The sequence below is a fragment of the Paraburkholderia sp. TE9906 genome (assembly GCF_056279605.1).
This window is the reverse complement of sequence record NZ_JBWCCT010000005.1, coordinates 399115-413155: the sequence shown is the minus strand read 5'-3', so window position 1 is coordinate 413155 and position 14041 is coordinate 399115. Positions and strand designations below refer to the sequence as shown.

Below are 14041 nucleotides of genomic sequence, written 5' to 3'. Positions count from 1 at the left end.
GGCGAGGCAATATTTGCCGGATTGGAGAAAGGGCCAGCTCAACATACATTCCACAAAATGGTTGTCGCCCGGCAAGGGGATGACGTGTGCGGCACTTCCGCTCCCTTCCCGGCCGGCGCGGTCGGTATTAAGCGCCGGCTGGTTCGTCGATCACGGTAGCGGGCAAATCAATGAGACCGGCAGAGCGCGCTTGTGACGGGTCGTTGTGTGAAAGCGGTGGATGGTTGTGAATACTTCCTCGGTTACCGGTTTCCCCTCCAGGAAATCGTCGATGTTTTCGTAACTGATGCCGTAGCTGTCCTCGTCGGGCTTTTGCGGCGTCAGAGATTCGAGGTCCGCCGTTGGGACCTTGCGCACAAGGCTGTTTGCCGCGCCCAATGCCTGCGCTAGCGCGCGCACGCGCCGTTTTGTGAGACCGGCCAAAGGCAGGATGTCCGCGCCGCCGTCGCCGTATTTTGTGAAGAAGCCCATTAGCGACTCGGCCGCATGGTCGGTGCCGATTACAACGCCCACTCGCGCGCCGGCGATCGCGTATTGCGCGACCATTCGTTGCCTGGCCTTGATGTTACCCAGCACGAAGTCTTCCTGAAAGTCGTCAACGTATTGGACTTTCCCACGTTTGAGCGCGAATAGCATCGCATCCGACGCATCCTTGATATTGACCGTGAATGTCTCGTCTGCACGGACGAACTCCAGCGCGAGCGCGGCATCTTCCTCGTCGCGCTGGCTGCCGTAGGGAAGGCGGACAGCGACGAATCTCGCTTCGTAGCCGCGCGCGCGGAGCCGCTCGACGGCCAGTTGTGCAAGGCGGCCCGCAGTGGACGAATCCACGCCGCCGCTAATACCCAGCACGTAGGTGCGAAGGCCCTGTGACATGAGGTAGTCGCAAAGGAAAGCGACGCGTTGTTCGCGCTCCACGTCGACGTCGAACTCTTGCGCAACGCCGAGGTCGCGAATGACGGCCTGTTGCCAGGCATTCCTCTCGGTAGGAGATGACAGAGTCATGGCGTAGTCCTCTGAGATTGGTCCCGCTGCGTGCGCGGGAGCTGATTGAAATAATGCTCGATGCGCGAAAGCGCATACAGCGCGGCAGCCGAACGCACCTCGTTTCTATCACCCGAAAACTGTCGCGTTTCCGCGAACGTCAGCAACTCGCCGTCGCGGGTCCGGAACGACCAGGCGAAGCACTGCGTGCCCGCTGGGGGACCGCCCTCCGGGGCATGGTCCGCGAGACCAGTGTTGGACACGGCCACTTCGGCACAGCAACCCTCCTGCCGAAGCGCGCCTTCCGCCATCTCGCGGGCGACTGCTTCGCTCGTCAGGCCGGACTCTTCCATCGTCGCTTCCCTGACACCGAGGAAGCCGGCTTTGCCCGATGGCGAATAGCTCACGAATCCGACGTCGAGGCACGCGCCGCTTCCCGGCACGCTCGCCAGGTAGGACGCAATCTGTCCGCCGGTACAGGATTCGGCAGTCGCCAGTTTCAGACCTCGCGATGTCAGAAAAGACACGGCTTGCATTGGAACATTCATAGCTTGTCTCCAGCAGTCGCCCGGCTGATCCATTTGTGCACGGTATTCGATCGAGCAGCAAGGACCGGTCCGCGGTTGCAGCGGCACGTTGCTCTACTGCGCAGGCCGCTGCCATTGAGACGCCGGGCAGGCGACGGCCGACGATGAACAGGCGGAGCTTCGCTCGCGGCACGCCCGTCCGTTGCTCTGTGCTGATTGCTGTTACCGGATTGATCGCACCGAGTCAGCGCTTGCGGTCCTTGCGCGAAAGGTGGCGTACTACCCCAGACGCTACGAGGCCGGCATCCGTTTGCCAGTCCGACGGGCACCCCCTCACCTTGGAGCACGAAATGAGAGCCCTTTGCTGGCACGGCAAGAAGGATGTACGGATCGATAACGTCCCGGACCCCACCATTGAACACCCACGAGACGCCATCATCAAGGTATCGAGCTGTGCGATCTGTGGCTCGGATCTTCACCTCTTCGACGGATTCATGCCAAGTATGAAATCGGGCGACATTCTCGGGCATGAGTTCATGGGAGAAGTAATGGAGGTCGGCGCCGGGAACGGGCGACTGAAGGTGGGCGACCGGGTTGTCGTGCCGTTCACAATAGCGTGTGGCGAATGCGATCAATGCCGCCGGGGGTACTTTTCAGTTTGCGAGCGCTCAAACCGGAACAAGGAAATGGCCGACAAAGTGTTCGGTCACAGCACGGCCGGCCTGTTTGGCTACTCACATCTCACCGGGGGTTATCCGGGAGGACAGGCGGAGTACGTGCGCGTTCCATTTGCGGACTTTACGCCGGTCAAGGTCCCAGACGGCCTGACGGACGAGCAGGTCCTGTTTCTCGGCGATATCTTCCCGACGGGTTGGCAGGCAGCGGTTCAATGCGAGATTGAGCCCTCAGACACGGTTGCCATTTGGGGGGCGGGTCCGGTGGGGCAGTTTGCGATAAGAAGCGCAATACTGCTTGGCGCGAAGCAGGTGATCTCCATTGACCGGGTATCGGAGCGGCTGGAAATGGCCCGTGCCGCTGGGGCTATTACGATCAATTTTAATGACGAGAGCGTGCTTGACCGCTTGAAAGAACTCACCCACGGAAGAGGGCCCGAAAAATGTATTGACGCTGTCGGTATGGAGTCGCATGCAACGCGGTCGTTTGATGCGATTTATGATCGCGCCAAACAGGCAATGATGCTCGAAACAGATCGGCCTCACGTGTTGCGCGAGATGATTTACGTATGTCGTCCCGCAGGCATTCTGTCCATCCCGGGGGTCTACGGCGGATTGATCGACAAGATTCCGTTCGGCGCGGCGATGAACAAGGGCCTGACGTTCCGGATGGGCCAGACGCACGTGAACCGCTGGACCGATGATCTGCTGCAACGCATTGTAGAAGGGCAGATCGATCCGTCATTTGTCATCACGCACACCGTGCCGCTTGAAAAAGGCCCCGACATGTACAAGGTGTTCCGCGACAAGGAAGACAGATGCATCAAAGTCGTGTTGAAGCCGTAGCGTCGCGGCGCGTCTGGAGCGCGGCTGGGCCCTACGCCGGGAGCCAGCCGGGAGCGCGCCGTTGACGCGTTTAGCGCTGTCCCATCAACTCCCGACGCCGACACTGGCGCAGCATCGTGTACCCGGCGATGCCAGATCATGGAGAGTCGCTGCGGCCGGGTTCGTCGACGCGTTTGGGATCCTGCTTTCGCCGACTGATGGAAACGAAAACAAACCGCTGCTTGCTTGCGCCATCGGGCGGTTTTCGCGATGCTTGATCGACTCGGTAGGCATCGTTGCTTCTCGTCATGTTCGGTACAGAGGGATAGTCAAGGCTCGATCTCATAAGATGAGTACTTTGCATTTTTTGCCGATTTTCGCCCAACATTTCGGCATGGTTCGTGGCCATCGTTTGTAATGTCCGTTGGCTCGGAGAGCCATGCTATTGATCAAGGTCGGGCTGTCGCCAAACCGATGTTGGATATATCTGAGGCACTCTCGGGCTATTAGTCAGGTCGCGGGGCATGCAGACGGAAACGTCGTAGGCAATAAGCGGCTTTTCATCGGAATTTTCCACCGACACGGATTTATTCCGACAATTTATTTGCCTCATCGCGAGCGTCCGCAATCAACAACAGCGGGCAGGCCGAGCATGATAATTTGAACTTCTTGATCTTCAATTCCGGACCTGTTCTTGTCTATGGCAAATCAAATGCCGTTCGGAGAAACTTCATTTTTTGGGGAAACGGCTACGAACATGACCATCTTCGCTCTCTGAAATCTCTTGCCACCCAACGTCTATTCAAACTGGAGGAGCGCTTCCATGAGATTTCAAGAATGCAATGCTGATTGGAAATCTCTCTTCACGGTCTAATGCTGATGTAAAGGCGACCGACGGGCGAGTCCAATGGTCGGTTATGCGCAGCGCGCCAGTTTCGAGTTTCAAACCGTGGCGGCATGCTGCTTGCTGCCGTGGTTGTTGCCGCGCGGCGCGCCGCGCTGCCGGCGTACTATGCGAGTCGTTCCTTTAATGCTTGCTGGCCACGATATCCGGAGGTCGTCATGAAGTGCCACACTATTCTTTGGACGCTAGGCGCATTCGCCATTTCTACTTCTTCTGGCGTGTTTGCGCAAGGCAACCAATCGGGTTCCTCGCAAGGCCTTAATGCTGGGGATAACGTGCAGGCAGCGCCGGCGCATAATTCCACCCACACTCGCAAAATGAAACCGTCAAAGCCGGGCTCCGACGGCGCACCGCCGGCGACGCAACCGGGCGGCACCGCTGTACCAGGTGGTCCAAACGCGCCCGTGAGCGCGAGCGGCTCAGGCCAATGAGCGTTGGCGTGAGGTGGGCTGGCGCGCGACGATGATCTCGCAATACGCCGGTTATCCGCTCAAGTTGGGCCTGACGGGACGACGCGACAGCGGGCTTAAGCCGCTTTTTGCCGACATCCACCTGATCCGCGGACAGCCGGTCGTACTGGTAGCAAGCGAGCGCCTCGCCGTTCACCCGGCTCTCGATGCGTCCAGCGGGACACTCATCGTCGTCCAGATAGTGCGGGAGGACGGCGCTTGACCGAAAGGCTTCTAGTTCATCCAGCTCCCCCTTCGTGCATCGAAAGGCGCATGACGGACCCTGCCACGGAAAAAGGACCGGATTTCCTGGTCAGTGCAGGTAGCCTCTGTGCGAAGCGATCCGGTCCTTCGCTCAGAAGTGTTCTTCATCCGGTTCGGGCCCGCGCGTCGGGCCGGCCGGTATGGCAATCTTCACCGCACGACCCGTGCGCGCCGAGTCATAGATGGCTTCCACAATCCGCTGGTCCTGCAAGCCTTCTTAGCGTGGCGTATGGGCGTTTGTCCGCGCACCGCGCAGAGTGACATGTGGTCAGTCTCACGTGCGAACTGGTCGACAGGGTCGATGATGATTTGCGTGGTGGCGTTTCTGCCTTCGATCAATTCACCCTGCGTAATTGCAAGCCGTTGTAGGCGAAAGCAGGGCTCATCTCAGCCGACGCCCGTGCGCCCTGCAGGCGGAAAAAACGCGATTCGTGATTTGCATAGCTTGACATGCAGGTTGCCGTCAACCCACTGGAAAGCGCAGCAGGCCAGCTGCTCGTTCTGCTCTGACCTAAACCATTCGAAAGACGGTGACGGTATTTCGGAGTGGTTTCTGTAGTGTTTCTAAATGATTTCCGTGAATGCATTGAAAGTCAATGAAAAGGCGTCAACAGCATATTTTGGACACAGCGCAAACCATCGTAGAAAAACTCCGTCAAAATTATATTTTAGTTTTTTGGAGCGTGTTCTAGCGGTCGAGCCGTGGATCGAAGAATGGGTGTTGCCAAGGATCACTGAGGCGTCAATTGTCTTTGTCGCCACCATCCGTTCCATCTTGTTCAACAATATCAGGGCGACAGTCAAGCGGTGCGTAGAACAAGATCAAGACTCGAATATATCTCGTCGGAAAATCGGCATCTTCCGACTCCTAATAGGCCACCGTTTCCCGGGAGAGTCCGAACAGGTCAGCAACGGCCTGTTGTGAAAGGCCCAAAGAGGCTCGAAAAAACTTGGCGTTCGTAACATATCTCGAGATTGCCTAATAGTGATTTTTCCTCATCGCGTTCTTCGCAGATTCCACGATAGGACTTTTCACGGTCTATTATAGTGTGCAGCCCTTAAGTCAGAAAAAAACAACTGAAAAATATTCACCGGTAGGCGCCCCCCAGACTAAAGAGCGCTTATTTTATAAAGGAAATTTACGCCCACTCGCTCAAGGAACAAAATTCTGCAGCGAATGGGAACAAATTTACGCAAACCGACGGCTACGGCGCGCGAGTCCGCAGTGGATTATTGTATTTGACATAATATAAATTATCACCGTTTTGGGTGTCAGGGCTTTTTAGATGGAATGGTCGCCTCCCGCCCTAGCGGTCTGTCCGGCGCCGCGGTCTCGCGTCAGGAACGTGCGACATTGCGGATTCGGCAGTCCTGCCGTCAAGGAGAATCAGATGGAACCCACGATCATTGCCATCGATCTGGCTACGCGCGTCTTCCAGATCCATTTCGTCGATTCTGACACCGGCGCAATCCACAGCAAGGTTCTCAAACGCGCGCAGTTGCTGCCGTTCTTTGCCAACCGGCCAGAGTCGCGTGTAGTGATGGAGGCCTGTGGCAGCGCTCATCACTGGGCACGGCAGTTGGCGCGGCTTGGCCACGATGTCCGGCTCATTGCAGCGCAGTTCGTGCGGCCGTTCGTCAAGTCGAACAAGAACGACGCGGCGGACGCAGCGGCAATCTGGGAAGCTGCGCAGCGTCCGGGCATGCGCTTCGTGGCCGTGAAGACAGAACACCAGCAGGCCATGCTCGCGCTTCACCGGATGCGACAGCAACTCGTACGGTTCCGCGTCATGCAGGTCAACCAGATGCGCGGTCTGCTGTACGAGTTCGGCGTGATTCTGCCGCAGGGTCGCCGTGCCTCGATCGAGGCCGCCAGAGCTGCACTCGCAACGCTGGCAGACCAGTTGCCGGCGATGCTCACGGAAAGCCTCCAGGACCAGCTCTCACGAATGCTCGTGCTCGACGAACAGATCGGGCGCATCGAGCAGCGCATTATCGAATGGCGACGCAATGACGAAGCATGTCTGCGTATCTCGGAGATTCCTGGTGTCGGGTTGCTTACGGCCACCGCCGCAGTCTCTGTGATCGGTCAGGCGAAAAACTTCCGGTCTGGGCGTGAATTTGCGGCTTACCTCGGCCTGGTGCCCAGTCAGAACAGTTCAGGCGGCAAGATCAGGCTCGGCGGCATCAGCAAACGTGGCGACGTGTATCTACGGACGCTACTCATACACGGTGCCCGAGCTGTCATCTCAAGTTCGAAGCACCTGCCCGAACGATTGCGCCTCCTGCTAACGCGGCGTCCGACGAACGTGGTCGCTGTTGCACTGGCCAACAAGATCGCGCGAACGATCTGGGCATTACTCGCCTATGGGCGAACGTATCAGGCGACGCCAGTGCACTGACCATGCATCAAGGCATTTAACCTCATCAACGGTTGCACAGGTGTATTGAACGATGGCAAGACAGGTTGGACCGCGCAAGGGCAAGCCTGAGACATTTCTCGGACTTCGAGTCCGCTCATTTAGATTAGGACCTTTGCGGCGAAATCCATCGGGGCCGGCGGGCACGTCCCGCGATCGAGTCCGGATATAAGTCCGCAACCACCCTCCTCGCCACGCACAATCTCCTTGCAAATGGGAGGCGACCATATAAGAAATGTCCGGTTCCCGGCTCCGGGCCGGCGGCTGTGGCGCATGCTGCGGCATGAGCACCGCCCGGGAGCCGGACATGAACGGAGGTGGATTCATCACGATCACCATGTCGATGCGCGAGGTTGACCGGCTCAGGACGATCCAGTCGGTGGTCGATGGCATGCTGATGACGTGGCAGGCCGCAGAACGGCTCCATCTGGGTCGGCGTCAGGTTGAGCGGCTGACCGTGCGCTATCGCAGCCAGGGCGCTTCGGGACTGCTGTCACGGCATCGAGGACACCCGAGCAACTACCGGTTGGCAGACGGCGTGGCCGAGCGCGCGTTGAACCTGATCCGGGATCGTTACCCGGACTTTGGACCAACGCTCGCCTGCGAGAAGCTGCGCGAATGTCACGGGCTGGCGCTGTCGAAGGAAACGGTGCGTCACCTGATGACGGATGCCGGCCTGTGGATTCCGCGACGGCAGCCACCATCGCTGGTTCGAGGAACGGGCGCCGGCGTGCACGTTGCTGGTGTATGTCGACGATGCGAGCAGCCGGCTGATGGCGCTGCATTTCACGGCCACCGAGTCGACCTTCAGTTACTTTGAGGTGACCCGGGCATATCTGGAACAGCACGGCAAGCCGGTCGCGTTCTACAGCGACAAGTACAGCGTGTTTCGCAAGACGGATGCGAACAAGGATGGCAACAGCGTGACCCATTTCGGTCGGGCGATGTACGAACTGAGCATCGACACGTTCTGCGCGAACAGTAGCCCCGCCAAGGGGCGCGTCGAACGGGCCCACCTGACGTTGCAGGACCGGCTTGTATAAGAATTGCGGTTGCGTGGCATCAGCACGGCTGCGGGAGCCAATGCGTATGCGCCCTCCTTCATTGCTGATTTCAACCGGCGTGTCGGCAAATCACCGAAGAGCGATCACGACGCGCACCGTCCGTTGCGCGCTGACGAGGATCGGAGGCAAATCCTGGCCTGTCGGGTGCCGCGCAAGATCTCCAATGCGTCTTGTTTGTCAGCACGGGCGGACCGTTCGGTCCCGCGACCTGCTGTAACGCTGCGCTGAAATTCTGATTGAATTCAGTGTACGTGTGCCACGTGCAATTGACAGCGATACCCACACAGGGGCGCAGCCGCGTCAAAGCGGTACTCAAGGAAGAGAATGACCCGCCACGCTCTGGTACTGGCGCGGGGCCGCAGACTGCCGAAGTCGAGCGTCGGCACCTTTGGACCGAACGGAGCCGCCCTTCCCTGTGCATAGCGTTGGAACGCTATCTCATCGACATGTTCGAGAGCAAGTCCAGCAGCCGGTTTGCCGTTCGGTGCGGCAGACACGTCTCCTTCCGGGAGGTGGTTGGCGTATCATCGGGTGAACAGTGTGCCGCGCGGACACTCGCCTGGCGAGTTGCCACGGGCGGTGAGCCCTCGCACTGGACCATTTTCCGGCTGCACTTCGATCTCCTCTATGGAATCCATCGTGACTCCGCGTGGCGTTGCGCAATATCCCCCGCCTGGAGGAGCGCGATCGGCTGGACGGAGAACGGCAGCCAGCGTCGCCCCGAGTGTCCGGAGCCGCCGATGCAAGTGACTGACGAGTGTGCGCCAGGCAAGCCCCTGCCGCTTCTGGCGACGAAGCTTCTTCCGCCACGCTTGCCGCGCGGGTTGATCGAGCGCCCACGGCTGATTGAGCTGGCGGCGTATGCGGAAAACAAGCGGCTCACCGTCATCAAGGCGCCCGCGGGCTTCGGCAAGACTTCGCTGGCGCTCGCGTGGCTCAATCATCTGCGCACGGGCGACGCGCACGTTGCGTGGCTCTCGCTCGATACGGACGACGACGAACCCGCCCGCTTTCTCCACCATCTCGCGCAAACATTGTGGCAGGCTTGCGGCAACGTCGGCGCTTCGGCGATCGGGCTGACCGCCGAAGCCTCGCTCGTCCCCGCGCAATGCATCGTGGCGACACTGATCAACGAGCTGGTAGACGTCGACGACGAAGTCTATCTGTTCCTCGACGACTATCACCTGATCAGCCTCCCTGTCATTCACGATGTCATGGCGTTCTTCATCGAGCACGCGCCGTCGCACGTGCATGTCGTGGTCTGCACGCGTGCCGATTCGATGCTTCCGCTCGCGCGCTTGCGGGCGAGGAACGAACTGCTGGAAATCGACGCATCGGCGCTGCGCTTTAACTTCGAAGAAACGCGATCCTTCATCGAACGCGAGTGTCCGGGCAAGCTGGGCGCCGGCACGATCAAGTCGATGTTCGCGAGCACCGAGGGTTGGGCTGCGGCGTTACGCATTTCTACCTCGGTGCTGGCACGGGAAGAGCACAGGCCAGGGGTGGAATCAGGCACGCCATCGGGCGCGTCCCGGCCATTCGCCGCCTACATCGAAGACATACTGAAACACCTGCCCGCGACGATGGTCGAGTTCATGCTGCGCACGGCGACACTCGAGCGGCTGAGCGCGTCGCTGTGCGAAGCGGTGACGGGCGACGAGAGCAGCCAAAGCATGCTGGAAGCGATCGCCGCGCGCCAGCTTCTGCTGGAGCCGATGGACGTCGAAGGGCACTGGTTCCGCTATCACCACCTGATGCGCGACTACCTGTGCCAACGGTTTGAAACGCAGTACCGCGACGAGGTGTCGGACGTGCACCGGCGCGCGTGTCATTGGTACGCGCAACAGGAGCAATGGACCGACGCGGTCAGACACGCCATCGCCGCAGGCACGACCGACGAAGCCATCTCGCTGATGGCCCGCTGCGCGATGTTGCTCGTCACGAAAGGCGATCTGCTCACATTGCTGGGCTGGCAGCGCCAGTTCCCGGCGCACCTGATGCGAGAACAGTTACAGGTCAGGCTAGCGATTGCCTGGGGCATGGCGCTGGCACTACGCTTTGACGACGCGCTGGCGATGCTCGATGCGCTGGAGCGCGATGCCGCCGCCAGCACGGGTGCCGAAACCGAGCGCATGCGCTGGGAATGTCAGGCGATCCGTGCGGTTCTGGCCGCGCTGCAGGACGATCCGCAACGAGCGCTCGCGATGGCGCAGGCCTGTCTTGACCGGCCGTCCGCCGATGTCTGGACCACCAACGTCGTATCCAACGTTGTGCGATTCGGACACTGGAAAGCGGGCAACCTCGAAGCGCTGTATGCGACACCCTGGGTTCCCTATTCGATCGAGGACGACCAGCGCAATGTGTTTTCTTCGGTGTACCGGCTGTGCCTGCTCGGTCACACGGAAATGCAGCAGATGCATTTTGTGCTCGCCGAGCGGTATTTCATGGAGTCAATGCATCTGGCCGAGCGTTATTCCGGTCCCCAGTCCATCTCCGCCGCCCTGTGCGCGCCAATGATCGCGCAGCTCCGTTATGAGCAGGGCCGTCTGGATGAAGCGGAAGCGCTCCTGCTCGATCTGATGCCAATCGTCGATCTGGCCGTCATGCTCGATAGCGTGCTGATCGCGTATCGTCTGCTCATCCGGATCGCGGTTGCTCGTTCGAACTTCGCGGAGGCATACGCGCTGCTTGAACGCGCGCGAACCCTCGGCCACAGGCGCGGTTGGCGTCGTCTGATTGCAGCGGTGCTCGTCGAACGCACCCGGCTGCATATCAGCGAAGGAAGAATGGCGGAAGCCTCGGCGTGCGTTTCCGAACTCGATCGGCTCGCGGCCCGAGGCCTGCAACCATCCCCTCCTGTCTCGGCGGAGATCGACAACTATCGTTCACTCGCCACTGCCTGTGTTGCGATGGCCCAGAACCGGACGCACGAAGCCGTCGAATCGTTGAACGCCGCGTGGCGCAGCGCCGAAAGCCGTCACTGCGACTACCTCGCATTGCGCCTGCGAACCACGCTCGCACTCGCCTGGATGGGCGCGGGTAAAACGCGCGAGGCGATAGAGGTGTTTGGCGAGGTCGTGAAAGTGGCCGTGCCCGCTGGCATCCATCAATCCATTCTCGACCAGGGTTCTGAAGTCGGGACGCTATTGCAGGCGGTGCGCGATGGTACACGCAACGCAGCGCAGACGAAGGATGTGGTGAATCACATCGATCGTCTGTTCGATGGCTGGCGCGCGCTCTATCAGCCCAACAGCCAAACTCAGCGCGACGCCGAACGCGAATCGCTCAGCACAAGGGAACGCGAGATCGTCGGATTGATTGCGCAAGGGCAGTCGAACAAGGAAATCGCACGCAGTCTCGGGATTACGCCTGAAACGGTCAAATCTCATGTGAAGAGTATTTTCGTCAAGCTTGCGGTCGACAAACGCGCGCATGCTGTCTCACGCGCGCAAGCGCTGCGGCTGCTGCGCACTGGCAGATAGCCAGCGCGCACGTTGCGCGACACACGGGTTCACCTCGCCCCCGCGATAGAATGGCTGGCGAACGACTTCACCAACCGCTACGGCATCGACGTGGCGCGCGACATCGAAACCGGTGACGCGCATTTCAGCCCGGCGGGCGGCACCGCGTTGTTCCGGATCGTCCAGGAAGCGTTCACGAACGTCGCGCGCCATGCCGATCCCACGATAGTCACGCTGAACCTGCGCGCCGCGAACGAGAGCTTTGTGCTGCGCGTCGCCGACAACGGCAAGGGCGCGCATCGTGCGGCGGGCGCGGCAGGCAAATCGTTCGGCTTGCTCGGCGTTCGCGAACGTGCGCACATGCTCGGCGGTGCGGTCGACATTCGCACCGCGCATGGCGAAGGCTTCGTGTTGACCGTCACCGTGCCGTCACAGGCCGTGCAGTTGCAGGAGGTGCAAACATGACCGGTGTCTTGATCGCCGATGACCATGCGCTCGTACGGGATGGTCTTCGGCATATCCTGCAGGGGGCAAGCGGCTTCGAAGTGGTGGGCGAAGCGTGCGACAGTACGAGCGCCATCGCCTTGATGCGAGAGCACGCCGCCGACGTGCTGGTGCCCGATCTGTCGATGCCGGGCCGCAACGGTGTCATACAAAGAGCCTTTTACGCTGAGATTGCGCACGACCCCACTCGTGCCGATCACGCCGAACAATCCATGAGCGTAATAACCATTGGGCGGCTGACATCGCCACCACTGGAACTTATCTTGCCCAGGTTCACGACGCCGGCCTTTGAATCACCCGAGAACCTGAGCGAATCGCCCTTCATGAACGCACAGTTGCAAACGTCAAGGGTCGAGGCGACGAAACGTCCGCCGGTACTGATCACCCCCGAAGGCCCGACCATGATGCCTTGGGGATTAATCACATAGAGACTGCCCGTCACGCTCAGCCTGCCGAGAATCTCGGATGGCGAGCCACCCGTGGCACGGTTGAGCGTGGCGCCTGAGCCGTTGTCGAAGACGACGCGGTTATGCTTGCCGATCGAAAAGCTGTTCCAGTCGATGACGCCGCGACTCGAGCCGGGTTGCGTAATGATCAGGCTGTTGCCGGCACCGGCGATAGAGCCTGACCCTGTGTGTACTGACCGCCCCGCGGCACGACGCCCGCCGCGAACGCGGCGCGAAAAAGGACAATACTGATCAATGAAGCGTCTGCGAACGCCACGACAGCCCGCATTGAACGTCCGGTGCGGGCAGTGTGTTCACTCGATCGAGCCGGCAACAGGAGAGACATGCATCGCTCCTTCGTGAAACTGCGCACGTCGCCTGGAGCGGCATGTTGTTGCAGGAAAACGCATGGAAAATCAGATATTCATGTCAAACCAGCATAGCAGTTGCGCTGCGAAAAACTGGCCGACTGCTGATCGGGCATCTGCTTGACCCGCGCATCGACGTCGAGGTCAGCGCCGATGCGCGGATTGAATGGCCCGATTCTGATGGAAAAGAATCGCATGCTCGCCTTTCAGGCAATCCGGGAGTTCTACGATCGCGTTTCGCTGGAGAAACCCTCTCAAGCCCCTCGCCCCTCACCCCACCTCTTGTTATAATCCTTTCACCAAATCGAACAAAACATAACGCTCCTCACACCGCGCGACAGGACCTCCATGCTGAAACCCGATCGCCTCCGCGCCCTCGCCGATGCGCTGGCCAGGCAAAACGTGATGCGCTTGCGCGATGCCGCGAGCCTGCTGGGCGTGTCGGAGATGACTGTCCGGCGCGACATCGCTGGCAGTCCGGAACAATTCACGTATCTCGGCGGCTATATCCTCAGCGCGACGGATGTACCGAACAACGCCGGCTATTCACTCGAGGAAGAGAAAGACCATTTCGCGCAGGCCAAGGCCGAAGCCTCCGCGATTGCGGCGGGACTCGTCGTCGATCATGAAACGATCTTTATCGATTGCGGCACGACGCTGACCACGCTTGCGCGGCTGATTCCGGTCGAGCGTCATGTCACGGTGGTGTGCTATTCGCTGAACGTAGCGGAAATTTTGCGGCGCAAGCCCAACGTCCGAATGATCCTGCTGGGCGGCGTCTACGTGCCGTCGTCGGATTCGTTCGCGGGCGAAGAAAGTCTGGAGATGCTACGTCGCATGGGGATCAACAAGGCCTTCATTTCCGCAGGCGGCGTGGACACCGCGCGTGGCGTCACGTGCTGGAATTTTCATGAAGTCGCGCTCAAGCAGGCGGCCATGGCCAGCGCGGTGGAAAGCCATCTGGTGGTGGACCAGAGCAAGTTCGGCGTAGTCAAAGCCGTGCGCTTTTCGCAAGTCGACGACTTCGACTCCATCATCACCGAAAAAGGTCAGGCGCTCCGCAAGCGCAAATAAGCCCGCATGCCGCGCGTTCCCGAGCATAGTGGAGCGCGATGACGTGCAACGAAGCACGCCACGCGGCAACCCTGCGA

Annotated in this window: 9 protein-coding genes and 3 pseudogenes; 8 read left to right on the top strand and 4 right to left on the bottom strand. The window is 60.0% G+C overall.

Annotation, left to right across the window (positions count from 1 at the left end; genetic code table 11):
- Window positions 1-150: 150 nt before the first annotated feature.
- Entirely contained in the window at window positions 151-1005 is an 855-nt protein-coding gene (gene nadE / locus ACZ9H4_RS15920; protein WP_476119571.1) for an ammonia-dependent NAD(+) synthetase, read from the bottom strand.
- Window positions 1002-1532, bottom strand: a complete 531-nt coding sequence (locus ACZ9H4_RS15915; protein WP_476119842.1) for a CinA family protein — start codon at window positions 1530-1532, stop codon at window positions 1002-1004. Before ACZ9H4_RS15915 ends, nadE begins: the two co-directional genes overlap by 4 nt.
- 329 nt (window positions 1533-1861) lie before the next feature.
- On the opposite strand from ACZ9H4_RS15915, the gene ACZ9H4_RS15910 reads away from it, so the two are divergent.
- The 7 genes and pseudogenes from ACZ9H4_RS15910 to ACZ9H4_RS15880 form a co-directional block, all read left to right on the top strand.
- A complete protein-coding gene (locus ACZ9H4_RS15910) occupies window positions 1862-3031 on the top strand; it encodes a zinc-dependent alcohol dehydrogenase (protein ID WP_408141389.1) in 1170 nt (389 codons plus the stop codon).
- A 1345-nt stretch (window positions 3032-4376) separates the two neighbouring features.
- A complete protein-coding gene (locus tag ACZ9H4_RS15905; RefSeq protein WP_476119568.1) occupies window positions 4377-4586 on the top strand; it encodes a hypothetical protein in 210 nt (69 codons plus the stop codon).
- A 1432-nt stretch (window positions 4587-6018) separates the two neighbouring features.
- On the top strand, window positions 6019-7029 hold the full coding sequence (locus tag ACZ9H4_RS15900; RefSeq protein ID WP_408329270.1) for an IS110 family RNA-guided transposase: 1011 nt from the start codon (window positions 6019-6021) through the stop codon (window positions 7027-7029).
- A gap of 325 nt (window positions 7030-7354) precedes the next feature.
- A pseudogene (locus ACZ9H4_RS15895) lies at window positions 7355-8306 on the top strand (ISNCY family transposase); the annotation flags it as partial.
- Window positions 8307-8851: 545 nt separating this feature from the next.
- Window positions 8852-11593 carry a winged helix-turn-helix domain-containing protein gene (locus tag ACZ9H4_RS15890; protein ID WP_476119566.1) on the top strand — a complete coding sequence of 914 codons (2742 nt, stop codon included), beginning with the start codon at window positions 8852-8854 and terminating at the stop codon, window positions 11591-11593.
- A gap of 12 nt (window positions 11594-11605) precedes the next feature.
- On the top strand, window positions 11606-12037 hold the full coding sequence (locus tag ACZ9H4_RS15885) for a sensor histidine kinase (RefSeq protein WP_476119564.1): 432 nt from the start codon (window positions 11606-11608) through the stop codon (window positions 12035-12037).
- Window positions 12034-12222, top strand: a pseudogene (locus ACZ9H4_RS15880) (response regulator); the annotation flags it as partial. The gene ACZ9H4_RS15885 and the pseudogene ACZ9H4_RS15880, both read left to right, overlap by 4 nt.
- Before the next feature lie 92 nt (window positions 12223-12314).
- On the opposite strand, the pseudogene ACZ9H4_RS15875 reads toward ACZ9H4_RS15880, so the two are convergent.
- Window positions 12315-12811, bottom strand: a pseudogene (locus ACZ9H4_RS15875) (two-partner secretion domain-containing protein); the annotation flags it as partial.
- Window positions 12812-12946: 135 nt separating this feature from the next.
- Window positions 12947-13087 carry a hypothetical protein gene (locus ACZ9H4_RS15870; RefSeq protein ID WP_476119562.1) on the bottom strand — a complete coding sequence of 47 codons (141 nt, stop codon included), beginning with the start codon at window positions 13085-13087 and terminating at the stop codon, window positions 12947-12949.
- Window positions 13088-13238: 151 nt separating this feature from the next.
- On the opposite strand from ACZ9H4_RS15870, the gene ACZ9H4_RS15865 reads away from it, so the two are divergent.
- Window positions 13239-13964: a DeoR/GlpR family DNA-binding transcription regulator gene (locus ACZ9H4_RS15865; protein ID WP_408141366.1), complete on the top strand. Its 726-nt coding sequence runs from the start codon at window positions 13239-13241 to the stop codon at window positions 13962-13964.
- Window positions 13965-14041 lie beyond the last annotated feature (77 nt).

What these genes read in the sequence shown, in the direction of transcription:
- ACZ9H4_RS15865 (WP_408141366.1), top strand. Translation starts at nt 13,239, where the DNA reads ATGCTGAAACCCGATCGCCTCCGCGCCCTCGCCGATGCGCTGGCCAGG.
- ACZ9H4_RS15910 (WP_408141389.1), top strand. Translation starts at nt 1,862, where the DNA reads ATGAGAGCCCTTTGCTGGCACGGCAAGAAGGATGTACGGATCGATAAC.
- ACZ9H4_RS15890 (WP_476119566.1), top strand. Translation starts at nt 8,852, where the DNA reads ATGCAAGTGACTGACGAGTGTGCGCCAGGCAAGCCCCTGCCGCTTCTG.
- ACZ9H4_RS15905 (WP_476119568.1), top strand. Translation starts at nt 4,377, where the DNA reads ATGATCTCGCAATACGCCGGTTATCCGCTCAAGTTGGGCCTGACGGGA.
- ACZ9H4_RS15915 (WP_476119842.1), bottom strand. Translation starts at nt 1,532, where the DNA reads ATGAATGTTCCAATGCAAGCCGTGTCTTTTCTGACATCGCGAGGTCTG.
- ACZ9H4_RS15900 (WP_408329270.1), top strand. Translation starts at nt 6,019, where the DNA reads ATGGAACCCACGATCATTGCCATCGATCTGGCTACGCGCGTCTTCCAG.
- nadE (WP_476119571.1), bottom strand. Translation starts at nt 1,005, where the DNA reads ATGACTCTGTCATCTCCTACCGAGAGGAATGCCTGGCAACAGGCCGTC.
- ACZ9H4_RS15870 (WP_476119562.1), bottom strand. Translation starts at nt 13,087, where the DNA reads ATGCGATTCTTTTCCATCAGAATCGGGCCATTCAATCCGCGCATCGGC.